Origin of the sequence: Fervidicola ferrireducens, assembly GCF_001562425.1 — a bacterium.
Classification (GTDB): Bacteria; Bacillota; Thermosediminibacteria; order Thermosediminibacterales; family Thermosediminibacteraceae; genus Fervidicola; species Fervidicola ferrireducens.
The window spans coordinates 57,374-79,493 of sequence record NZ_LOED01000006.1 but is presented as its reverse complement, the minus strand read 5'-3'; the positions used below and the strand labels follow the sequence as shown (position 1 = coordinate 79,493).

The 22,120-nt window shown below is 48.1% G+C and carries 25 protein-coding genes and 1 riboswitch; of the genes, 7 read left to right on the top strand and 18 right to left on the bottom strand.

Annotated elements, in window-relative coordinates; translation table 11 throughout:
• The first annotated feature begins 294 nt into the window (after nucleotides 1-294).
• Nucleotides 295-1,959 carry a dihydroxy-acid dehydratase gene (gene ilvD, locus AN618_RS03980; RefSeq protein ID WP_066352362.1) on the top strand — a complete coding sequence of 555 codons (1,665 nt, stop codon included), beginning with the start codon at nucleotides 295-297 and terminating at the stop codon, nucleotides 1,957-1,959.
• 7 nt (nucleotides 1,960-1,966) lie between these two features.
• Here ilvD and AN618_RS03975 read toward each other — a convergent pair whose 3' ends face one another.
• The 7 genes from AN618_RS03975 to AN618_RS03945 form a co-directional block, all read right to left on the bottom strand.
• Nucleotides 1,967-2,500: a permease gene (locus tag AN618_RS03975; protein ID WP_222926295.1), complete on the bottom strand. Its 534-nt coding sequence runs from the start codon at nucleotides 2,498-2,500 to the stop codon at nucleotides 1,967-1,969.
• The gene (locus AN618_RS03970; protein WP_083515031.1) at nucleotides 2,497-2,976 is read right to left on the bottom strand and encodes a permease; all 480 of its coding nucleotides are present in this window, start codon (nucleotides 2,974-2,976) and stop codon (nucleotides 2,497-2,499) included. The genes AN618_RS03975 and AN618_RS03970 overlap by 4 nt, the downstream gene beginning before the upstream one ends.
• A 13-nt stretch (nucleotides 2,977-2,989) precedes the next feature.
• The gene (locus tag AN618_RS03965) at nucleotides 2,990-3,397 is read right to left on the bottom strand and encodes a PadR family transcriptional regulator (protein WP_066352359.1); all 408 of its coding nucleotides are present in this window, start codon (nucleotides 3,395-3,397) and stop codon (nucleotides 2,990-2,992) included.
• 112 nt (nucleotides 3,398-3,509) lie between these two features.
• Nucleotides 3,510-3,770: a YkoF family thiamine/hydroxymethylpyrimidine-binding protein gene (locus tag AN618_RS03960; RefSeq protein WP_066352356.1), complete on the bottom strand. Its 261-nt coding sequence runs from the start codon at nucleotides 3,768-3,770 to the stop codon at nucleotides 3,510-3,512.
• Between the two features lie 12 nt (nucleotides 3,771-3,782).
• Nucleotides 3,783-4,478, bottom strand: coding sequence for an anaerobic ribonucleoside-triphosphate reductase activating protein (locus tag AN618_RS03955; RefSeq protein WP_066352352.1), 696 nt, complete (start codon nucleotides 4,476-4,478; stop codon nucleotides 3,783-3,785).
• Nucleotides 4,462-6,552 carry a ribonucleoside triphosphate reductase gene (locus AN618_RS03950; RefSeq protein ID WP_066352351.1) on the bottom strand — a complete coding sequence of 697 codons (2,091 nt, stop codon included), beginning with the start codon at nucleotides 6,550-6,552 and terminating at the stop codon, nucleotides 4,462-4,464. Before AN618_RS03950 ends, AN618_RS03955 begins: the two co-directional genes overlap by 17 nt.
• Before the next feature lie 158 nt (nucleotides 6,553-6,710).
• The gene (locus AN618_RS03945) at nucleotides 6,711-7,139 is read right to left on the bottom strand and encodes a hypothetical protein (protein WP_066352349.1); all 429 of its coding nucleotides are present in this window, start codon (nucleotides 7,137-7,139) and stop codon (nucleotides 6,711-6,713) included.
• Between the two features lie 157 nt (nucleotides 7,140-7,296).
• Between AN618_RS03945 and AN618_RS03940 the strand changes: the two genes are divergently transcribed.
• Both AN618_RS03940 and AN618_RS03935 read left to right on the top strand, forming a co-directional pair.
• Nucleotides 7,297-7,806, top strand: a complete 510-nt coding sequence (locus AN618_RS03940; protein WP_066352347.1) for a transcription repressor NadR — start codon at nucleotides 7,297-7,299, stop codon at nucleotides 7,804-7,806.
• A 139-nt stretch (nucleotides 7,807-7,945) separates the two neighbouring features.
• Complete coding sequence (locus tag AN618_RS03935) at nucleotides 7,946-8,437, top strand: hypothetical protein (RefSeq protein WP_066352345.1); 492 nt, start codon at nucleotides 7,946-7,948, stop codon at nucleotides 8,435-8,437.
• Between the two features lie 26 nt (nucleotides 8,438-8,463).
• Here the strand turns inward: AN618_RS03935 and iadA are convergent, their stop codons facing one another.
• Together iadA and AN618_RS03925 are read right to left on the bottom strand one after the other, a co-directional pair.
• The gene (gene iadA, locus AN618_RS03930; protein ID WP_222926291.1) at nucleotides 8,464-9,630 is read right to left on the bottom strand and encodes a beta-aspartyl-peptidase; all 1,167 of its coding nucleotides are present in this window, start codon (nucleotides 9,628-9,630) and stop codon (nucleotides 8,464-8,466) included.
• A gap of 2 nt (nucleotides 9,631-9,632) precedes the next feature.
• On the bottom strand, nucleotides 9,633-11,273 hold the full coding sequence (locus tag AN618_RS03925) for a M20/M25/M40 family metallo-hydrolase (protein ID WP_066352343.1): 1,641 nt from the start codon (nucleotides 11,271-11,273) through the stop codon (nucleotides 9,633-9,635).
• Between the two features lie 146 nt (nucleotides 11,274-11,419).
• On the opposite strand from AN618_RS03925, the gene AN618_RS03920 reads away from it, so the two are divergent.
• Nucleotides 11,420-12,844, top strand: a complete 1,425-nt coding sequence (locus AN618_RS03920) for a sigma-54 interaction domain-containing protein (RefSeq protein WP_066352340.1) — start codon at nucleotides 11,420-11,422, stop codon at nucleotides 12,842-12,844.
• 60 nt (nucleotides 12,845-12,904) lie between these two features.
• On the opposite strand, the gene AN618_RS03915 is transcribed toward AN618_RS03920, so the two are convergent.
• On the bottom strand, nucleotides 12,905-14,218 hold the full coding sequence (locus AN618_RS03915; RefSeq protein WP_066352337.1) for a cyclic 2,3-diphosphoglycerate synthase: 1,314 nt from the start codon (nucleotides 14,216-14,218) through the stop codon (nucleotides 12,905-12,907).
• 242 nt (nucleotides 14,219-14,460) lie between these two features.
• Here AN618_RS03915 and AN618_RS03910 point away from each other — a divergent pair, with 242 nt between their 5' ends.
• From AN618_RS03910 to AN618_RS03900, 3 genes are all read left to right on the top strand, one after another.
• Nucleotides 14,461-14,943, top strand: coding sequence for a Spy/CpxP family protein refolding chaperone (locus AN618_RS03910; RefSeq protein WP_066352335.1), 483 nt, complete (start codon nucleotides 14,461-14,463; stop codon nucleotides 14,941-14,943).
• Nucleotides 14,944-14,989: 46 nt separating this feature from the next.
• Nucleotides 14,990-15,167, top strand: a riboswitch (cobalamin riboswitch).
• An 89-nt stretch (nucleotides 15,168-15,256) separates the two neighbouring features.
• Nucleotides 15,257-15,757 carry an ECF transporter S component gene (locus AN618_RS03905; protein ID WP_066352330.1) on the top strand — a complete coding sequence of 167 codons (501 nt, stop codon included), beginning with the start codon at nucleotides 15,257-15,259 and terminating at the stop codon, nucleotides 15,755-15,757.
• On the top strand, nucleotides 15,741-16,481 hold the full coding sequence (locus AN618_RS03900; protein ID WP_066352327.1) for an AIR synthase related protein: 741 nt from the start codon (nucleotides 15,741-15,743) through the stop codon (nucleotides 16,479-16,481). Before AN618_RS03905 ends, AN618_RS03900 begins: the two co-directional genes overlap by 17 nt.
• Here the strand turns inward: AN618_RS03900 and AN618_RS03895 are convergent, their stop codons facing one another.
• From AN618_RS03895 to AN618_RS03860, 8 genes are all read right to left on the bottom strand, one after another.
• Nucleotides 16,482-17,390 carry a hypothetical protein gene (locus tag AN618_RS03895; protein WP_157081617.1) on the bottom strand — a complete coding sequence of 303 codons (909 nt, stop codon included), beginning with the start codon at nucleotides 17,388-17,390 and terminating at the stop codon, nucleotides 16,482-16,484.
• Between the two features lie 55 nt (nucleotides 17,391-17,445).
• Nucleotides 17,446-17,868, bottom strand: coding sequence for a 3-hydroxyacyl-ACP dehydratase FabZ (gene fabZ, locus AN618_RS03890; RefSeq protein WP_066352322.1), 423 nt, complete (start codon nucleotides 17,866-17,868; stop codon nucleotides 17,446-17,448).
• A 30-nt stretch (nucleotides 17,869-17,898) separates the two neighbouring features.
• The gene (locus tag AN618_RS03885) at nucleotides 17,899-18,177 is read right to left on the bottom strand and encodes a rod-binding protein (protein WP_066352320.1); all 279 of its coding nucleotides are present in this window, start codon (nucleotides 18,175-18,177) and stop codon (nucleotides 17,899-17,901) included.
• 14 nt (nucleotides 18,178-18,191) lie between these two features.
• Complete coding sequence (gene flgG, locus AN618_RS03880) at nucleotides 18,192-18,998, bottom strand: flagellar basal-body rod protein FlgG (RefSeq protein WP_066352316.1); 807 nt, start codon at nucleotides 18,996-18,998, stop codon at nucleotides 18,192-18,194.
• A gap of 102 nt (nucleotides 18,999-19,100) precedes the next feature.
• Nucleotides 19,101-19,856: a flagellar basal-body rod protein FlgF gene (gene flgF, locus AN618_RS03875; RefSeq protein WP_066352313.1), complete on the bottom strand. Its 756-nt coding sequence runs from the start codon at nucleotides 19,854-19,856 to the stop codon at nucleotides 19,101-19,103.
• Nucleotides 19,853-20,875, bottom strand: coding sequence for a rod shape-determining protein (gene mreB, locus AN618_RS03870; protein WP_066352311.1), 1,023 nt, complete (start codon nucleotides 20,873-20,875; stop codon nucleotides 19,853-19,855). The genes flgF and mreB overlap by 4 nt, the downstream gene beginning before the upstream one ends.
• An 85-nt stretch (nucleotides 20,876-20,960) precedes the next feature.
• A complete protein-coding gene (spoIIID, locus tag AN618_RS03865; RefSeq protein ID WP_066352310.1) occupies nucleotides 20,961-21,212 on the bottom strand; it encodes a sporulation transcriptional regulator SpoIIID in 252 nt (83 codons plus the stop codon).
• 121 nt (nucleotides 21,213-21,333) lie between these two features.
• On the bottom strand, nucleotides 21,334-22,110 hold the full coding sequence (locus AN618_RS03860) for a M23 family metallopeptidase (protein WP_066352308.1): 777 nt from the start codon (nucleotides 22,108-22,110) through the stop codon (nucleotides 21,334-21,336).
• Nucleotides 22,111-22,120 lie beyond the last annotated feature (10 nt).

Sequence of the window (22,120 nt, the reverse complement as noted above, 5' to 3'; positions counted from 1 at the left end):
GTGCCTGTAGCGAAAGCTATAAACTCTGGCGAGTTCTCAAGGTAGCGGTGGTGACGCCACTCTCCCCTGAGAAAGTCTTAAGAGACATCTCTGTCCTGAAGGGAGTATTACATTCAGGGCAAGTGGGGAGACCCGGGTAAGGGGCGCGAGTTCCTGCTTCTTGGGGCAGGGGCTATGGGAGTGCTTAAAAACCGCCTGCTGGGAATGAGCACTCTCTGAAAGGGCGGACTATAAATAGCCCAGCCTTCCAGACTTGTGCGCTTTTGCACAGTTTGGATGACCAGGAAATTCAAAATGCTGAGCGATAGAGTCAAGTCAGGTCCCGAAAGAGCACCGCACCGTTCGCTGTTTTATGCAATGGGCTATACTCCGGAAGAACTTCAAAGGCCCCTCATTGCAGTGGTAAACGCCCATAACGAAGTGGTGCCGGGGCATTATCATCTTGACCAGGTAGCTTACGCCGCAAAGAGGGGGATTCTCGAAGAAGGAGGGACTCCGATAGAATTCCCCGTTATAGGCATATGCGACGGCATTTCCATGAACCATTTTGGCATGAAGTACCCCCTTGCCTCCAGAGAGCTAATCGCCGATTCCATCGAGGCCATGGTGCTGGCCCATGGATTCGATGGGATGCTGCTCATAGGGAACTGCGACAAAATCGTACCGGGGATGCTCATGGCTGCGGCCCGGTTGAACATCCCCACCGTTTATGTAAGTGGAGGTCCGATGCTGGCGGGATGGTATAACGGAAAGGTAATAGACCTGATATCCGGACCTTTCGAAGGTGTCGGTTCTTACGCCGCCGGAAAAATAAGCCTCAAAGAGCTTGAAGAAATAGAACTTAACGCATGTCCGGGTTGCGGTTCCTGTGCGGGGCTTTTCACCGCAAACACGATGAACTGCATGGCGGAGGTCCTGGGTCTAGCACTACCGGGAAACGGAACTATACCCGCCGTGACCGGAAGGCGCATGCAGCTTGCAAATCGCGCGGGAAGAAAGCTCATGCAGATGGTGAAGAAAAACGTAAAGCCGCGGGATATTTTAACTTTACAAGCCTTCGAAAACGCCATAGCCGTTGACATGGCCATAGGTGGCTCGAGCAACACAGTGCTTCACCTCATGGCAATAGCCCATGCGGCGGGAGTTCAGCTTCAGCTTGACGCTTTCGACAGGATATCCCGCAAAGTCCCGAATCTCTGCAAATTAAGCCCCGCAGGCGAGCACCACCTGGAGGACCTGGACAAGGCCGGCGGGATTCCGGCAGTATTAAACAGGCTTTTGGAGCTAGGTGTTTTAAATACTGAATGCATCACCGTCTCCGAAAGGACCATAGGGGAAATCGCATCATCCGCAAAGGTGCTCGATTCTAACGTCATAAGGCCCCTTGAAAACCCCTACCTTCCGGAAGGTGGAATCGCGGTGCTTTACGGAAATCTCGCCCCCGAGGGTGCGGTAGTCAAGCAGTCGGCGGTGGCACCTGAGATGATGCGACACGAAGGCCCGGCCAGGGTATTTGACTCCGAAGAGGAAGCATTCAAGGCCATCACAGGCGGTATGATAAAGCCGGGAGATGTGGTAGTAATAAGGTACGAAGGTCCAAAAGGAGGACCGGGTATGCGCGAGATGCTGAGCCCAACTGCGGCCCTTGCCGGCATGGGACTCGACAGGGAAGTGGCCCTCATCACCGACGGCAGGTTCTCAGGAGGCACAAGGGGTGCATCGATAGGCCACGTATCTCCGGAAGCCATGGAAGGAGGCCCGATAGCTGTAGTCCGCGACGGGGATATTATAAGCATAGATATCCCTGCCAGGAAACTTGATGTAAAGCTCAGCGACGAAGAGATAAGAGCGAGGCTCGCTTCCTGGAAAAAGCCGCCCGTAAAAGCACCGAAGGGCTATTACCTGGAAAGATACGCAAGGCTTGTGAGTTCTGCCAGCAAGGGAGCCGTAATGGAATAACATCCTTTCAAAAATCGACAGCATGTTTTTTATATACTTCATCTATTTCTTCTCTGGTCAGTACACTTTCTATCAAGTACGCCATTGCAATTATACCGAACAGATTTACTATCCACCGGGTTACCGCAAATTCATAACCTAGAGAAGATATCTCGAAGAGAAACATAGGTATTTTTAGTGTAGACCAAGCCCCGAGGAATATCAGTATATTTGTTAGCTTCACGCCTTTCTTTATCATCACGCTGGCAACGGGGAAGGCGCCGTATAGGGGCCCTGCCGCAGCCGCCCCTAGAAAAATGCTGAGGAGCACCCCTTTTACGCCCGACCTTTCTCCCATAAATTTTACCACCGTCTCCCGGGGCACCCATACATCCAATAGCCCCAGAAGCAAAAATATAGGGGGTAAGACGCCTAGCATCTCCCAAAAATTCTTTCCGGTATTGGCAATTATTTCTAGACCAAGTTCCCTGTTCAGGGCGACAATGACCATGTCTACGGCAAGCACGCCCAAAAAAGGGCCGTATGCTTTTAGATTTTTCACGATACCACCATCCCTATAATGAAGGCAACAAAAAATGAGAAGATATAAGCAAGGCCGTTTCGCAAAAAAGCTTCCTTGCGGCCGAAGTAGCTGATTTCAAGGGGAAGGGTGACAACCCCCACCATCATAAGGGTCGAAATAAAAACCGCAAGCTGCATAATACCCGCTCCCTTTTCCAAAAGTGAAGCAGCCAGCGGGAAGGCCACAAAGCCGGGTATCAAAGTTATGGCTCCTATAGCAGACGTAATAAGCATACCTTTGATGCCGGTCTTTGCTCCGATAATTCTTGAGATTAAATCGGGGTTCAGCACCGTTAATGCTAATCCTACGAGAGAGAGAACCGTCAAAAAAGGCGGCAAAATGTTGGCAAAAGACTTCCATGATTTAATTAAAGCCATTTTGGTTTTTTTTGCGTCTTTGGCCAGCGAAAATAGAAAAAAAATCATTGTAACAGCATACAGAACTGCTGTAAACACGCACTTCCCCTCCCTAATCCGTTTTTTTATTTCCACCATCCTTGAAAAACTCTTCGTACTTATCGAGAAAGGCCTTTAACCTCTCCATCTGGTATCTCACATGGACGGCCCAGCCGTGAATGGCCTCTTCTCCCTCGGGCGTCAGGACGTAACGCCTTTTGGCTGGGCCCGATTCTCCGCTTTCCCATTCGGACTTAACCAATCCATCTTCTTCCATTTTTCGTAAATTCCTATATACTGCTCCTGGGTCGATATGCCCGACAAAACCCAACTGTGCGAGCCTCTCCATCAGCTCATAGCCGTGGGCCGGTCTTTCGTAAAGCAAAAGCAACATGCAGGGTTGAATGAATTTTTCCATCCTGAAACCCGGACAACCTTCTTTCGAGTGGTGAAAATGGTGGCCTTTATGGCAGTAGCACATATTGTCATTCCTCCTTTATATGTTTTATGCATATAGCTGTTTGATATTATTATACCATACACATCGAAATTTTACCAGCATAAAAAAGCCCATCGAAGTAAGCAGTTTCATTTCAACTGCCTACTTCAATGGGCGAATACATAGTGTTTGTCATCGTAACGGTAAATATTACCTTCCCACCTTCTTTTCGGCCTTCTTCGTAGAGGTCCCGAACCGCCTTCCACACTTCTTCGTCATCGCCCCTGATTACGGTGCTCAAAGGTGTAAGTTCCATTTCTACGTTAAAACCTTTGAGCCGGTCGAGGACTTTCAGCACTACTTTCTCGTAATCTTCCCTCCCCAAAGGAAAAAGGGAAACCTGACACGTAATCACATTAATGCACCCCTAACTTCTGATAACAACCTCACCGAAATGCTCTGATATCTCCTCTTTTGCTCTCTCAAGAAAAGCTTTATCGCATGGTTTTTTACCGCAAAATTCAGGGTCAAGCACCCCTTCAGAGTACCTGTACCCCTGCAGTACGTACATCTTTGCCCCTGAGAGCCAGCGTGCAATAGCTTTTATATCTTCTAACGAAAGGACTCTTTCGTGGACGGTCGTCCTTAATTCATAATCCACCGAAGAAGCTTTGACAAGCTCCACGCTCTCTAAAACTCCATCAACGTGCTCTTTGTATTTAGTAAAGAGGCTATACTTTTCCGGCGGCGCTTTTATATCCACCGCCACATAATCGACGAGACCCTTATGAAGAAGCTCTTTTATAACCTCTGGCTGCGAACCGTTAGTGTCGAGTTTGACCTTCAATCCCCTTTTTTTTAGCTTTTCCAAAAAGTCTCCAAGGTCGCCCCATAAAGTGGGCTCGCCACCGGTTACGCACACTCCGTCGACGAGATTTTTCCTTTTTTCAAGATATTCAAAAAGAGTACCCTCGGCCACTTTTCCCTCCGGATTTCGCATAACCAGCGGGCCGTTGTGGCAGTAGGGACACCTGAAATTGCATCCCGGCAGGAATACGGTGCACGCTACAACTCCAGGGTAATCTGAAAGGGACACCGGCATGAAATCATATATTAACGGCATATATTTTGTATTCCTTTCTATCCGCAAATTCAGCTTTCTTGCCGTTGTTCCAGCACTGTACCGGCCTGTAGTACCCGACTATCCTGCTGTACACCTCGCATTCCTTGCCGCAGGACGGGCACTCAAAATGCTCCCCGGTGATATAACCGTGGTCCTCGCAAACGGAAAACGTGGGTGTCAGCGTATAGTAAGGTATCCGGTAATTCTCGGCAATTTTTTTCACCAAAGCCTTGCAGGTGGCCTTATCGATTTTTTCTCCCAGGAACATGTGAAATACCGTGCCGCCGGTGTACTTACACTGCAGCTCTTCCTGATGGTCCAAAGCCGCAAAAACATCGTCAGTAAAATCCACAGGAAGCTGGGTAGAATTGGTGTAATAGGGTTCGTCTTTGCCGCAGGTTATAATTTTTTCTCCGAAAAGCTCCCTGTCCTTTTTGGCCAGCCTGTAAGAGGCACCCTCCGCAGGGGTTGCTTCCAGGTTGTAAAGTTCACCAGTCTCTTCCTGGTACTCCGTGAGCTTTTCCCTCATAAAATCGAGAACTTTCAGCGCAAAATTCCTTCCCTCCGGGTCCTCGATGCCGCATCCCATGAAATTTTCCAGGGCCTCGTTCATGCCCACAAGGCCGATGGTGTTAAAGTGGTTCTGCCAGTACGCCCCGAATCTCTCGTACACATCCCTCAGATAGAACCTGGCGTATGGATAAAGCCCCTCCCTGGTCATGCGCTCTAATACCTTTCGCTTTATCTCCAGGCTGGTTTTTGCGATATCCATGAGCCGGGAAAGCCTCTCGAAAAATTCGTCTTCAGATTTGGAAAGGTAACCTATGCGGGGCATGTTGATGGTGACGACGCCTATGGACCCTGTGAGGGGGTTAGCCCCGAAAAGCCCGCCACCGCGCTTTCTGAGCTCCCGGTTGTCCAGTCTCAAACGGCAGCACATCGACCTTACATCTTCGGGCTTCATATCGCTGTTTATGAAATTGGAAAAGTACGGAAGTCCATATTTTGCCGTCATCTCCATTATTTTGTCAACAACGGGACTCTCCCAGTCGAACTCCTTCGTTATGTTGTAAGTGGGTATGGGAAAGGTAAAAATCCGGCCGTTGGCATCTCCCTCCATCATCACTTCGGCAAAGGCCATGTTTAGCATGTCCATTTCCCTTTGAAATTCGCCGTAGGTTTTATCCATGAACTTTCCGCCGACTATGGCTGGTTCCTTCGCAATAATCTCCGGGGGCACCAGGTCCAGAGTGATATTTACGAATGGCGTCTGAAAACCCACCCTCGTCGGCACGTTCAGGTTAAATATGAACTCCTGCATGGCCTGTTTTACTTCCCTGTAGCTCAGGCCGTCGTAGTATATGAAAGGCGCAAGATAGGTATCGAAATTGCTCAGGGCCTGAGCGCCTGCGGCTTCACCCTGCAAAGTATAAAAGAAGTTAACTATCTGTCCTAAGGCAGACCTAAAGTGCTTCGGGGGCTTGCTGGCCACCTTCCCCTTTACCCCTGTAAAGCCGGAAAGCAAAAGGTCTCTCAGGTCCCATCCGCAGCAGTAAACCGACAAAAGCCCCAGGTCGTGAATGTGAAAATCTCCCGTCAGGTGGGCATTTCTCACTTCTTCCGGATAGATTTTGCTCAGCCAGTATTTGGAAATCACCGCACTGGATATGTGGTTGTTGAGCCCCTGGAGCGAAAACCCCATGTTGCTGTTTTCGTTGATTCTCCAGTCGTTCCTTCCTATGTAATTGTCGACGGTTTCCTCTATGTCCAAAAATACTTTTCGGAATTCCCTCATGTCCTGGTGCTGCTTGCGGTAGAGGATGTAGGCCTTTGCCGTCTTTGCGTGGCCGTTTTCTATGAGCACCTTTTCAACAACGTCCTGCACGTTTTCTACCGTTGGGACCGAATCGATATATTTTTCTTCCAGAATTTTCACGACCTCATCGGTCAGGCGCTTTGCGATGGTCCTGTCGCTTCCGCCCACCGCTTTTGCGGCCTTAAAGATGGCGCTTTCTATCTTGGTCCTGTCGAATTTTTGGATGCTTCCATCCCTTTTAACAATATGTGTCAACATTTCGAAAACCCCCAATTTCCAGTAAATTATCCTGGCGCTCTGCTCTTTAAATATCGAATATTATTTTACAACAAAAAATTGCACAAAAAAATAAGCACAACTATGGTCGCCGGGAATCTAAGCCTAGCTTTTCCGAAAAAAACCGACCTTGCGGTAAGCTAGGGCTTCTTTTGTATCCCGGTTATTACCTTCTGACCGTTATCATCAACGTAGTAGGTAAATTCAATCCTGTCGTTTTCCTCCAAATTCAATTTGTCAAAGCTTTCTTTTATCTGCGGTGAAAGCCTGTAAGCCCTGTAAGTTTCGCCTTCTTTGACCTCTATGGAATTTATGTCAATCTGACCGATATATACCGCTTCACCTTTTAGCTCTCCTGATGCCACAGATACATCATTTTCTTTATTCTTTTCTTCACCTTCTCCTATTTCCGCATCGGCCTTTTTACCATCGCCGGAAGGCTTTTGTTCAACAATCCCAGGGCTTTCCCCACCGACTACCTGCTTATTATTATCTTCCCTTCCTTTTATAAAGAAAAAAGCCAGGGCAACGATCACGAGTACGACTATAAATGTTTTTCCAACCTTCATAAGACCTCCCTCCAAGTTTCGTAACCTCATTATATCCCATATTTTTTTTCAAAACAAGGCCGGTAAAAAATCGTAATCTGCGAAAAAGGACAAATAATTTCACCGGAAGCTTAAATCTGATATAATTTATTCAGCCTTAAAATTGAGGTGAAAATGTATGAACGCCGAAGAAAGACGGGAAAAAATTGTCGAGATATTAAAATCCGCAAAAAAGCCGATATCCGGTAGCGAACTTGCCAAAATCTTCAACGTCACCCGCCAGATTATCGTCCAGGATATCGCCATCCTTCGGGCCGCAGGAAAGGAAATTCTGGCCACGTCTCAGGGATACACCATTATGGAACCTCTGAATTTGGTCACGAAAAAAGTGGCATGCCGCCACGGCAGGAGCGAAACCCGGGAGGAGCTCATGATTTTCGTCGAATCGGGCTGCAGGGTCCTAGATGTAATCGTCGAGCACCCCATATACGGCGAAATCCACGGAATGCTGATGCTCAACAGTTCCAGAGACGTGGAAGACTTTATAAAGAAAATGTCCGAAAACAACGCCTCGCTCCTTTCCGAGCTGACGCAGGGAGTCCACCTTCATACCGTCCAGGCGCTAAATGAGGATTCCATAAAAAAGGCCTGCGAGGCTCTGAAGAAAAAGGGAATACTGCTCAGCTGAACGTTAAAACGGAAAGCCGGAATTTATAAGGCTTTCCTTTTTTGTTTTTTGCCTTGTTCGGAAAAAGTTTAAATTGTTCTTGACATATAGGTGTATATACACTAGAATATACTTAAAACTGTTTTTGAGGGGGAATTTTATGAAAGCAAAAAACCTTGTCCTAGGGGCGCTTCTTACTGCTCTTGCCCTGGTCATACCAATATACTTCGGCGGCTATCTTCGAATATACATCCCCCCTTTTTCGGCGACTTTAGCTTCTCACGTTCCCGTCATGCTCGCCTTTTTGGTAAACCCGCTTGTAGCGGTAATGGTAGGACTCGGTTCAACGATTGGATTTTTGGTTATGCTGGGACCGGTAATTGCTGCTAGAGCCTTCATCCATGTAATATTCGGTTATGTGGGAGCAAAGTTAATAAATAAAGGTTATACTTTTGAAAAAGCGCTTTTACTTACTGCCCCACTGCACGCCTTTGGAGAATCCCTTGTAGTACTGCCTTTTGGTTTTACTTTATATACAGCACTGGTTCTAGTGGGAATCGGGACTCTCCTCCACCACTTCGCGGATAGCATCATTTCTGTGATTTTAGCACGGACTGTGCTATCTGGCATTATGAATAAAATAAAAAATTGAGCCTGCATCGAAAATGCAGGCTTTTTCTATTGCCAGGCTTCAAAGGTCCCGAAAACCTCCGTCTTCCCATCCCTTACCATCCATTTGCCTTTTGCCAAGACGTCCTTTACATTCAAGTTTTCGTCCATGACAACCAAGTCCGCATCGTATCCTTCTTTTATTGCCCCTTTGCCCTCCAGGCGGTGTATCTTTGCAGGATTCTTCGTTACCGTCAAAAGGGCCGTATCAAGGGGGATGTCGTAGCGCAATACCATGGCCTTCAAACTATCAAGGAGCGATGAAACCCTGCCAATCCCCAATCCCACCAGTCTTTTTTTCGAATCGAAAACGGGCATGCTGCCGTTGCCGTCAGAACTTATAGTTATGTTTTCGATGGGAGCGCCGGCTTTCAACGCCTCGTAAACGGCTCGAGCCGCTGTAATCGCAGAATCCTCGTTTTTATCCTCTCCCGCTGTATAGTCGCAGTAACCGCCGGCTTTTGCAAACTCGATGGATTCCTCGAAAAGCCTGCGGCACCGATTTAGGTGGGTAGGCTGAAATTGCGAAAGGGGAACATCGGTGAGGTTTGATGCGCGAAAGAGGACCTTAAGCCCCCTCGGACCGTCCCCCACATGCAGGTGCACCTTGCCTCCCTTTTTTCCTATCATGGCCGCAACCCGCGCTTCGCCCGCCAGGCGGGCAAGTTCCGCCGCCGAAGCGTGGGATGCCCGGTGGTCCGAAATAGCCACCTCCCCCACTCCCACCACTTTGTCTATAAATATAAGGTCGGTCTGGATGCTGCCGGTCAACGTCGGAAGCGGAAACTGGTAAGCTCCGGTAAAAATGTAGGTGGAAATCCCCTCCATTTCCAAGGCCCTTGCCTTGCCGTACAGTCTTGCCATGGAGCGGGTAATGCCGTCGGTACCCAGGCAGCCTATAACCGTGGTAATTCCGCTTTTGGTAACATCGCTCAACTTTATTTCCGGAGTTGCGGTTTCGGGACCGCCCTCTCCTCCCCCGCCGGTAATGTGCACGTGCTGGTCTATAAATCCGGGGCAGAGATACGCACCCCCCAGCTCAACCACTTCAATCGGAAAAGGTCCTGAAACTTCGCAGCTTTTCCCCACATAAACTATCTTCCCGGCTTCTATCAGCACATCGCAGATTCCCATATCTTCCGGCGCAAAAACCCGGGCGTTTTTCAGATGAATCACTTTTATCCCTCCAGCAACAATCTTACGGTCTTTTCCACAATCTCTGGCACCACTTCAAAAGAATAGGGGATGTTAACCCTCTCTGTAAACTTGTGGGCATCTTTTCCGTAAGGACCTATGTTTACCACCGGAACGTCCAATTTTCTTATATAATCGACAGGCAGGGAGTAAATCTCGCCCCATCCCGGCATGTTATCTATCAGCGCCTCCACGGCTCTTTCTTCGGGTATCGAAAAGTAGCTCAGGTCCGAAATGTAGGGATAAAATTTTTTTATTTCGAATTTATACGGAAAACGGGCCGCCGCTTCGGCAACAGCCGAATTTACCGCAGTGATGAGATTTTTTTCCTTTTCGGTTTGGCCTTTTACATATATGTGGGGGTAATACGGCGGCGCAAAGAACAGTATCACAGCAGGATTCTTGTTCGACCATTGTCTTGCCAGTTCCCTCACTATTTGAAGGCAGTATATTCTGTCATCGGGTTTGTCTTTCATAAGATTTTCCTTGAAATTTCTTAAATGCTCCACAATTTTCCCCTTCGTCTCTGCTTTCACCGCATCGTAAAGTTCTTTAAACGTCAACACCTGAGGCTTCCAGGGTAGCTTTTTATAGGGAATGCCGGAGGCCTGACAATAGCGCACATAATCATCGTTTAGTTTTTTTAGCACGTTTTCGAAGGCCTTTTGTGCCTTAGCTTTAAGTTTTTCAAGAACCTCATCAGGCTTGCTGCTATGGGTCGAGTAATTGAAGTAGAGGTATGCTTCGTTTACGGTTTGAACGGAATACTCGGACTTTAAATCCCTCTGCCCCAGGCTTATGGGAGGTGTCGACGCCTCACCTTCGACCACGTCACAGAGGTCAAAGGCAAGGTCCACCTCCTTTAAAATTTCCGAAGCCAGGAGGTTTGCATCCAAACCCTCGAAAGCCTGCCCCACGTGGGTCTCCTTGCCGTAGATGTAAAAGCAGGGAAGTATTTTCCCCACCGTCCCTATATAGATGTATTTCTTATCATCGCCAGGAAAGCGGGGCGCCATATAATCGGTATCGACAGCAGCCACGTATTCTAAATCGTGAATTTCTGCAAGGCGCACCAGATCTTCCGCCGCCGAAAGCATACCTTTCGAATTTCCCTCTTCATCAGGCACGGCAAGGAAAAGCACGTTCCCTTCAATCTCACCTATTTTTTCCGAAAAGTATTTTATCAAAGCCATATTAATAGCAACACCGGATTTCATATCGAAGATTCCTCGACCGAACAGCCACTTTCCGCTTTCCAGGTCTTTTATCGTATCTTCATCGAGCTCTTTCGTCTTTAAAGCACTCTTTAATTTTTCTGGGCAGGTTGCATACTCTTTTATATTTCCATAATCTTCCACTCCCACAGTGTCGATATGTCCGATTAAAATCACGGTTTTTTTGGAATTTCCCTTTTGTCCCTTCAGCAGCGCTAAAACGTTTTTCCTGTTCAGAGCGTCACCTTTCAGGTCGGAAAGTAAAAGGTAATTGGGATTTTCCTTGTAGTAATCCAGGGTTTTGAAAAAATCGTAAATCCACTTTGCTATTTCGACTTCTCCTTCACTGGCTACAACGCTTTTTATCCCCGTGAGCTCTACCGCTAGTTTCAAAATAAAATCTTTTTCCAACGCAACACCCTCCCAGTCACTTGAAGTCAAACGAAACTCGACTTTAACAATTTCGACGCAGCTTGTCAAATTCCTCTTTTGCGTTTTTCTTAGCAACCGGCAGGAATATCCCGGCCCTTGTAGAAAAGAATAATGGGGTGATGGAAATGAAAAAGCAGGAGGAGCGCCTCAAAAGGATTCTTTCTTACGAAACGGTAAATCAAATCTTCGACGCATTAGACGAAGGCATCATTATCGTGGACCGGGATTATAACATACTTTTTTACAACAAGACGCTGACCCGCATTGAAGGCCTGGAGTCTAATAGCGTCATAGGCAAAAAGCTCCTCGACGTCTTTCCATCGCTTACCCCGGAAGAAAGCACAATTTACCAGGTTATTAAAAGCGCAAAGCCCATATTTAACAGGTATCAGACTTATTTAAACTACAAAGGAAAGGAGATAAGAACCGTCAATTCCACCATCCCTATAATAGAAAACGGCCAGGTGCTGGGGGCACTGGAGATTTCCCGGGATGTGTCGGAATTGTATGACCTTTCGCAGAAGGTGCTGGAACTCCAGCAGAAACTCATAGGAAGAAAGCCCCGTTCGGCAAACATTGGATTGCGATACACTTTCGACAGCATAATCGGGAGGAGCCAAAAAATCCGGGAACTTGTGAGCCTTCTGAAAAAAGTCGCCGGCACAACCTCTTCGGTGCTAATCTACGGTGAGACCGGGACCGGCAAGGAACTTTTCGCCCAGAGCATCCATTCCGAAAGCCCCCGCAGAAACAAACCATTCATCGCCCAAAACTGCGCCGCTCTTCCCGAAACCCTGCTGGAGTCGTTGCTCTTTGGTACCACCAGGGGAAGCTTTACCGGAGCCGAAGACAAACCCGGCCTTTTCGAGCAGGCCGACGGCGGCACGCTGCTCCTCGATGAAATCAACTGCATGGGGCTTTCCCTGCAGAGCAAGCTGCTCCGGGTGCTCCAGGAAGGGGTGGTGAGGCGCATAGGGGCAACATACGATATCCCGGTGGATGTGAGGATAATCGCCACCACCAACGAAAGGCCCTCAGAATTACTTAAAAGCGGCAGATTGAGAAACGACCTTTTTTACCGATTAAGCGTTATATACGTGGAAATTCCCCCACTAAGGGAGCGACTCGAGGACATCGAGGATCTGGTTATGCATTTTATCGAAAAATACAACGAAAAATTCAAAAAGAACGTAAAAGGCGTGGACCGGCAGGTGCTCAGCCTTTTTAAGGAATATCCCTGGCCGGGCAACGTCAGGGAACTGGAGCACGTGATAGAGGGCGTAATGAATTACGTGGACGAAGGTTATATTTCTCTTTCGGACCTTAAATATCTGAGCTTCGGAAGTTTCAAAAACTACGTTGAACATAAGGCCGAACGGCCATCTACCGTAAAATCCCGGGTGGATGAATACGAAAAGGACTTGATAATAAATGCCTTAAAAAGCACCGGTGGAAACATCACCAAAGCTGCGCAGTTACTCGGCATTAAAAGACAGGCCCTTCAGTACCGCCTGAGAAAGTACGGCATCGATAAGAAGCTCTTCAGTTAACAGTTAACTAACTTTAAATTTGCCAAAAAGGGCTGTCCGCAAAGAACAGCCCTTTTTTTATTATCTAAACTTCTGAAGTACATCTTCCAGGGTCGGAGCGCCTATTTCCTGGAGCCTGTACCTAACCCTCACCGCAGGTTTGTCAATTTTCATAACCCTTCCCAAATCAATGGGCGTGCCAACCACCACCGCCTCGCATTCGGCCCTGTTGATGGTTTCCTCCAGCTCCCTAATCTGGGCCTCACCGTAACCCATGGCCGGCAGGATTACCGAAAGATGGGTGTATTTGGCGTAAGTTTCCTTTATGCTCCCTACCGCATACGGCCTCGGGTCGATGATGCAAGAAGCACCGTACTTCTTGGCTGCCACATATCCCGCACCGTAGGTCATCTCGCCATGCGTGAGCGTCGGCCCGTCCTCCACCACCAGTACTTTCTTGCCCTTTATCTTAGCCGGCTCGTCGACGAATATGGGCGATGCGGCTTCTATCACCTGAGCCTTAGGGTTAACCTCTTCGATGCTCTTTCGCACCGCATCGATTGCTTCGGGAGAAGCGGTATCAATCTTGTTTATCACCACCACATCTGCCATCCTGAGGTTGGTCTCCCCCGGGTGGTATTTTACTTCGTGGCCTGGCCTGTGTGGGTCCACCAGTACGATGTGCATGTCGGTATGGTAGAAGGGAAAGTCGTTGTTCCCGCCGTCCCATACTATTACGTCGGCTTCCTTTTCCGCCTCTTTCAGGATTACGCCGTAGTCCACCCCTGCGTAAACCACTATTCCCATGTCGATGTGGGGCTCGTATTCTTCCCTTTCTTCGATGGTACATTTATGGCGGTCCAGGTCTTCGTAAGTTGCAAACCTCTGGCATATCTGCTCCGACAGGTCTCCGTAGGGCATGGGATGCCTTATAGCCACCACTTTTTTCCCCATTTTCTTTAAAATCTCGCAAACCCTTCTGGTGGTCTGACTCTTTCCAACGCCCGTTCTGACAGCACACACCGAGACCACGGGTTTTGTGGACTTTAGCATGGTGCTCTTCGGTCCCATGAGTCTGAAATCTGCACCTGAGCTCAGAACCCTCGAAGCCTTGTGCATCACTTCTTCGTGGGAAACATCGCTGTAGGCAAAGACTACCTGGTCGACTTTGTTTTCCTTTATCAGCGATTCCAGCTGGCTTTCGGGGTATATAGGTATGCCATCGGGGTAAAGCTTTCCTGCAAGGACAGGAGGATATTTCCGTCCCTCAATATTCGGTATCTGGGTTGCCGTAAAGGCCACCACTTCATATAAGTCGTTGTCTCTAAAATAGGTGTTAAAAACGTGAAAGTCCCTTCCCGCAGCCCCCATTATTATGGTCCTTATGCGTTTCATATCACACCCTCCCCTCTTATTTTTTCCGTAAATTTTTTCCGTAAACGAGGCAAGCAAAACTCATGCCATGTCGAATTAACGATTTCAAAGCCCAATATCTCATATAATCACCGCAAAAGTTTTTTGCCTTCGCTGATTATTTTTGCACAATCAGAATTTCTTTATATTCTCCTCAAAAATCCCTCACATTTTAAGGCTATAATAGACTTAGAAAGGCATTTAACCTAATAAGGAGGGATACCATGACAAAGAAAATCCTGGCCTTTGGAATAGCTGCGGCGGTAATCCTGGGAACAGCGGCCGTAGCTATAGCGGCGGTGCCCGGTATTCTGCCAAGTACCGGCGGCAATTTTGAGTTGCCCTCGCAGCTCAATCTGACCGATGAACAGTACAGCAAACTCAGGGACATACGGGCCGAATTCTTCCAGAAAATGACGGAACTGAGGAACGATATGGCAAAAATTAGGTTTGAGCTGCAGGACCTTTACTTCTCCAAAAACCCCGACCAGAAAGCCATAGACGAAAAGTTAAAGGAATTAAGCGACCTCAGAAACAAGATGTTTGACCTGAAATGGGAATATTACGGAAAAATGAAAGGCGTTCTGACCGAGGAGCAGCTCTCGCAGCTTGGGGGACTGTGGGGACTTGGTTTTGGGATGGGTCCCGGCTTTTGCCACGGCTTTGGTAACGGCATGATGGGAAGATTTTTCGGTCCCGGCATATAAGCACTTGACAAATCACCTTCGCAAGATTTATAATTGTTTTGAAACTGAAAATGTGCGCCTTCAAGGTGCCCCTTTAAGGGGAGAATAGGGAAGTCCGGTGAAAGTCCGGCGCGGACCCGCCACTGTAACGGGAAGCCGCCTTAAAAAAGGCCACTGGGAAACCGGGAAGGCATAAGGCGGCGATGAACCGGAGCCAGGAGACCTGCCTTGCAAGGTAGCAGTCCGGGGATGATGGCAAAGTCCACGGTCTAATTTGCAATTAGACTGTGGACTTTTTTGTTTTATAATAATTTTCAGGTAGGAGGTATTATCCATGATAAATCAAAAAACAAAAGCCCTCACCCTAAGTGCCATTTTTGTAGCCCTGAGCTTCGTGGGGGCCGGCATAAAGTTGCCCAGCCCCACGGGAACTGTGGCCTTTGACTCGGCCCCCGGGTACATGGCAGCATTGTTTCTGGGCCCCACTTACGGAGCTCTTACGTCTTCTCTGGGACACATCTTTACCAGCATGAGTGCAGGGTTTCCTCTGTCACCCCCGATTCACCTTCTAATTGCGGTCGAAATGGCATTTTTTGCACTGGCATTTGCCATTGCAGCGAAAAAGAGTTTAACTTTAGCGGTAATTACTACCACCTTATTAAACGGCGTTTTAGCTCCGGCAAGCTTGCTACTTTTCCCCGGCTTTGGTAAAGGTTTTTTCGCGGCAATGGTGTTTCCACTCACTGTAGCATCGGCTCTTAACCTCTCGTTAGCTGCACTCATTTATTCGCTAGTCAAAAAGGCAAAGGGGGAAAACTATGTCGATAAAAAATGAGGCTCTGCCGAACAGAGACGTGGTGTTGATAAAAATTAACGGGGGGACGTTTCTTGCCGTGGCGTGCGACTCAGCTGGAGGCGTCGGTGAGAAGGAGCGCGATGTGGTGAAGGTTTCCCCTTACATTACAGGAAGATTTACATGCCGCGTGGCGCTAATGGAACTTTTGGCAATAGGCGCAAAGCCTCTGACATTGACGGCCACCATTTCGTGCGAACCGTCGCCCACCGGAGAAGGTCTCCTGAAGGGCATCAAGGATGAGCTTTCGGCCTGCGGGCTTGATGACATTCCATTTGCCGTGAGCACCGAGAAGAATATCCCAACATGCCAGACCGCGCTGGGCGTGACAACAATCGGAATCGCCAGCGAGGCGGAACTGCGCATGGGTAAAACAAAATCCGGCGACATAATTTACTGCTTAGGCGTTCCTAAAGTGGGAAATGAAGTGTTCCTCGATGATCCCGACATAGCCGATGCCATGGCCGTAAAGCGGCTTTTGGCCTTTTCCGAAGTCCACGACATAATTCCGGTAGGTTCAAGAGGAATAAAGGGCGAAGTGGAACACCTCGCCGCGGTATCGGGTCTTTCGGTGCGCTGGGAGAGGTTTTTACCGGTAAATACTGAAAAATCGGCGGGACCTTCCACCTGCGTCGTTTTTACCGCTCCCGCGGGGCTGGAAATAAAGGGTCTCCGACCGGTTTTCCGGTTGGGGACCCTCGCGTGATTATTTTTTCTGGAAATTTTTTTCGGCTTCCTTTATGTTTTTCTCAGCAATCTGGTATTTCATCTTAATGAGGTTGGGGTCTTTGACTTCAATAGCTTCTTTTAATTCTTTAAGGGAAAATTCTACTTTATTTGCCGTCACTCCGTCCTTCAGCCGGGTTTTGCCCATCTTCCATTCTTCCTGGGCTTTCATCATGGAGGCTGAAGCTTCCTCGTTTTGGTCGCTTAGGGCCCTGTAAGCCGCATCTCGCAGATAATACAGGGTTCTTTTGGCGCTCACCGCAGGGCCCGATTCAAAAAGGCTTTCGAAAGCCACGGTCCTGTAGTAAAGGTCATTGGCTGCCAACAAGCCGCCGTAAAGGTCCTGTTTCGTCAGCATCTTTGTGACTTCATTTAGCTTTTCGTTAAAGGTTGTTATCATATCCATTTGTGCCCCTTGCTGCATGGCCTGTTCCCTAAATTCATTCCATTCGTCGTGGATGAGAAATACCATCTTTTCGTACTTTGCCCAGTCGGGCTGCTGACTTGAGCCTTTCTGCTGACTTGCGCCCTGCTGGCCGGCACCCTGCTGTCCTCCCTTACTTTGCTGACTTTGTCCTTCCGACCGGCCCTTATTCTGTCCCTGTTTGCTCTGATCCTCCCCGCCGCTTTGCGCTCCCTGACCACCGGCGCCTCCTGCCGGAGGAGCCTTTACTGCAATATAATCCTTTTCAAATTCTTTTACCAGCTTTTCCACGTCTTCTTCAAGTTTTTTAAGTGCAAACATCCCTTTTTTTTGCTGACCGGAGCTTTCCGGCGAAGACCTGGCTGAACTTTTAGAGCAGCCCGCAATTAAAGCCAGTATGATAAAAAGCAGTAAAACTTTGCACGTGTACATTAAAAATACTCTTAAGGCTTTTGGAGGTTTCACCAAAACCACCTCTCCTCACCTTAAGAGTATTTTTCCCACACTGCCCGCTTTTTATTTATACCAAAGCGAACATGAGAATACCTTCAGCCGCCGTCTCACCATTTACCGTGGCTCTTGCCCTTCCCTTTCCGACGGGACCTTTTAGTTTAATAACTTCTACTTCCAGGGTGAGCACATCTCCCGGCACTACCTGCCTTTTGAACCTCATTTCGTCTATTCCGGCGAAAAGCGCAAGCTTCCCCTTATTTTCCTCGGAACTAAGTATGGCGCAGGCGCCCACCTGCGCCAGAGCCTCGACAATGAGAACCCCGGGCATGATGGGTTTGCCCGGAAAATGGCCCTGGAAAAAGGGTTCGTTGGCGGTTACGTTTTTGATGCCTTTTGCCCTTTTCCCGGGTTCCATCTCCAATATCCTATCTACTAGCAAAAAGGGATATCTATGCGGTATGATTTTTTGGATTTCTTCAATTCCGAGCATAAAAAACCTCCATTTTTTAAATCAGTGCTTTTAAACGTATTTAGAAAGCTGCCTGTATAATTCTTCCGCAATTCCTATCCCCTTATTCCTCGAAAGTTCTTCGGATAATGCATCGTCGTACAATGACTGGAATATATTGAAGGATAGACTGTTGCCAAAAAGTCCACCATTCGGAACGGTCTTTCGCATTTCTTTTAAAAGATATCTCAAAAAAATGGCCTCGAACTGCTGGCATGCTTTTTTGAGTTCAGCTTTTTGACTTTCGGAATTGCCGGTAGAAACTGCAAAATTAAAAGTTTCAACTTTCAATCCTCAAAGCCTCCCTATCTTCTCAGGTTATTTGCTTCGCCTAACATCTCGTCCGCAGCCTGAATGGCTTTGGTATTTATTTCATAGGCTCTCTGCGCCACTATCAAATTTACCATTTCTTCAACCACCTGAACGTTGGATAGCTCCAGAAAGCCCTGGAGTATATTCCCAAACCCCGGCTCTTCCGGTGTTTGCTTTAAAATATACTCCCCCGAAGCTTCGGTCTGCTCAAACAGGTTGTTTCCTATCGCCAGCAATCCTTCAGGATTTAAAAACCTTGCAACGGCTATCGTACCGATCTCCTGGATAGCTCCCGACGCATCCTTTCCGGTGATCGTCCCTCCTGCCGATATACTTATGTCGGTCACATCTTGGGGTATAGAAATATAATCTTCGTCGGTGCTGAGCACGTAATACCCTTCCGAAGTCACCAGATACCTGTCGTTGCCGTCCATTGACAGCTTAAAAGAACCGTCTCTGGTAAAGACCCGGCTCCCATCGGGTCTCTCAACCATAAAGAAACCTTCCCCGTCTATAGCCAAATCGAATGTGTTTCCAGTCTGCTGAAGGTTGCCCGTTGTAAAGACCCTCGAAGTTGAAGAGGGCCTCACACCGTGTCCCACCTGAAGTCCCACCGGATTGCCCTGCCCGGGTGCGTAAACATCGGGCCTCCTCAACGTCTCGTAAAGCAGGTCCTTAAACTCTACCCTGCTTTTTTTGAAACCCGTCGTGTTTACGTTGGCCAGGTTGTTCGCGATAACGTCCACGTTGAACTGCTGGGCGAGCATACCCGACCCGGCACTCCACAAAGCCCGCATCATACCGGAATCCCTCCTTGTTTTTTAATTTTTCTTATTTCTTGTTTTGCTGCCTCGGTCATTCGGCAGCGGAGGGCCCCTGCCAAGCAGTCCGGCCCTTATTTCTTATATCCTTGCGATCTCCGAAACGGCTTTGGCCAAAGTTTCGTCGTGAGCCGTGATCATCCTCTGGTTTGCTTCGTACGACCTGAACGCCGATATCAGGTTTACCATTTCCGATACTGCGTTAACGTTAGAGCGTTCCAGAGCTCCCTGGATGATTTGCGCATTCGATTCCGAGGGCTGGCCTTGCACCCTGAAAAGGTTGTCCCCTATTTTTTCAAAAAACGCATTTTGTGGAAAAGCAATTACTCTTAGCCTGTCTACCATCCGGCCATCCAGATAAATCTCGCCTTCGGTGTTTACGACTATCTTGGTGCCGCCGCCCAAATTTACCGGTCCGCTTTCACCCATCACGTAATGTCCTTCTTTCGTAACAAGAAAACCTTCTCCATCGACGGTAAAACTACCGTCCCTGGTGTAAAAGAGCTCCCCGTTCGGTGCCTGTACTTCAAAAAATGACTTTTCGCCTGGCACCTCATCCTTTATTGCTAAATCTAAAGGGTTAGAAGTGGTCTGCAATTCGCCCTGAGTAAAGTCCACGTAGATTTGGTCCAACCTCGCGCCAGTGCCCAGCACTCCGATAAACGTCGCCCTCGATTCGTCAAAACGGTGAATATCCATTTCCGGAAAAGCTCTGAAAACCGCCCCGTCTTTCTTAAAGCCAAAAGTGTTCACGTTAGCCAGGTTGTTTGATATAACGTCGGTTCTTGCCATTTCCGCCAGCATGCCGGAAGCCGAAGTGTAAAGCCCTCTTATCACGTCGACCACCTCCTTTCGGACATTTTTTTGTACACGTTCTTTTGCCCCAGCACATCAAGGCATTCCAGAGCTTTGCCGGCACCCATGGCGACGCACGAAACGGCGTCTTCCGCCACGTAGACGGGTATGTTGGTCTTGTGGGCAATGAGCTTGTCCAAACCCCTCAAAAGAGAACCGCCACCTGTCAGCACCATTCCCCTTTCGGTGAGGTCAGCGGCAAGTTCCGGAGGAGTTTTTTCAAGAACGCTGAATATAGCTTCTATTATCTTTTCTACCGGCTCCTGAAGGGCTTCGCAGGTCTGAGTAGATGTAATGGTGACCGTTTTGGGCAACCCGCTTACCAAACTTCTACCCCTGATTTCGATGGACTGCTCGAAACCTTCTTCAGGGAAAACCGTGGCTATGGAAATTTTTACTTCTTCCGCCGTTCGCTCTCCTATAGCCAGGTTAAACTCTTTTTTTACGTATTTAATTATAGCTTCATCGAACATGTCTCCAGCCACTTTCAGTGATGTACCGCAAACGATTCCTCCTAATGAAAGCACGGCGATGTCGGTGGTCCCTCCTCCGATGTCCACCACCATATTGCCCACCGGTTTTGAAATGTCAAGCCCCGCTCCGATGGCGGCCGCAACGGGTTCTTCTATTAGAAATGTTTGCCTTGCGCCGGCCGCGGTGCATGCTTCTATAATCGCCCTCTTTTCCACTTCCGTTATCACGGCTGGCACGCATACCATTACCCTGGGGCGAAAGAGTTTGCGCTCTACTATTTGCTTTAAGAAATATTTTAGCATTATTTCCGTTATGGTGTAATCGGCTATTACTCCTCCTTTCATAGGTCTTATGGCCACGATGTTGCCCGGAGTCCTGCCCAACATGTCCCGCGCCCTTTCGCCCACCGCCAGGACCTTACCGGTATTCTTGTCCAATGCAACAACAGAGGGTTCTCTGAGGACGATACCCTTGCCCTTCACATAAATCAAGACGGATGCTGTTCCGAGGTCTATGCCTATATCCATGAAAATTTTGTAACCTCCTGTCAAAAATTAGATGGCAATGTATAGATTCTACATTTATATAAAAACTCCTTCTTTTTCTTTGGAATTAATTAACATTGAGGTATTTCCTCCGCGTCGCCCTTCCTCCTCTTATATGCCTTTCGGCTTTGTTAAATTCCAATACTTTTTTTACCAGTTTAGCCTTTTCGGGGTTTATCTCGGGAAGCCTTTCGGTCATATCTTTATGCACCGTGCTTTTGCTCACCCCGAAAATCTTGGCGGCCTGCCTGACGGTAGCCTTGGTTTCAATTATGTAAGATGCGATTTCAAGAACCCTTTCTCTCATGTAGTCCTTCACATCTATTCCCCCTCAACCTGTTTTTAGTAAATATATATGTGATTTTCCGCATCCTTAGAAGAAAAAAATAAAAGCGCGGCTTCAAAACCTCAAGCCACGCCTTTTGGAAAAAGGGGGGATTTCAAAGATTGGGGAGAAAATTTTTAGGATCGACGCTTTCATTTCCTCTCAGTACTTCAAAGTGAAGGTGGGGAGGGTCTTCTATCTCAAAGGGAGCCGTTTTGCCTACTCCGCCTATTACCTCGCCTTTTTTGACCCGCTTGCCTTTATGTACAAGATTATCCGCCATCAAATTTCCGTATAGAGTCTTAAGGCCGTTGCCGTGGTCTATAACCACGACCACACCGAGCCTGGCGTCGGAATTTCTTACTTCCACAACCGTTCCCGCCATTGCGGCTTTAACTTGCGTTCCCACATCAGCCGCTATATCCACTCCTTTGTGGGCACACCATTGTTCAAGGGTCTTTGAATACACAAGCCCGTTTGAGGAATGGTCCGTGATGATTTTCCCAACCACCGGCATGACCATGGTTGCGGGGTTTTGGGCGAAAACCTGCACTACCTCATCTTTCTCGCTGAGTCCCTTCTCATCGGTATTATTTTTGAGGTCATCTTCTTCGGTTACAGACTCCTGCACCACGTTATTTTCCTCGAGCTTCGTTTCCGGTATTTTTTCTTCATTCAGGCTTAGCTCCCACTCCTTCAACTCGGTCCGGCTTTCGGACTGCTGGGGCTGCTGGGGCGGATTATTTGAAAGCCTCAGGTACCAAAATGCACCGTTTGCCGTAAATAGAACCGCCAGGAAGCTCAGGAGCAGTAATTTTTTTATAGATACCTTTTTTTTCACGCTCTGCATAACGGAGGATAACTTCTTGATGAACTGCCCTGCGCGGAACATGCACATCACC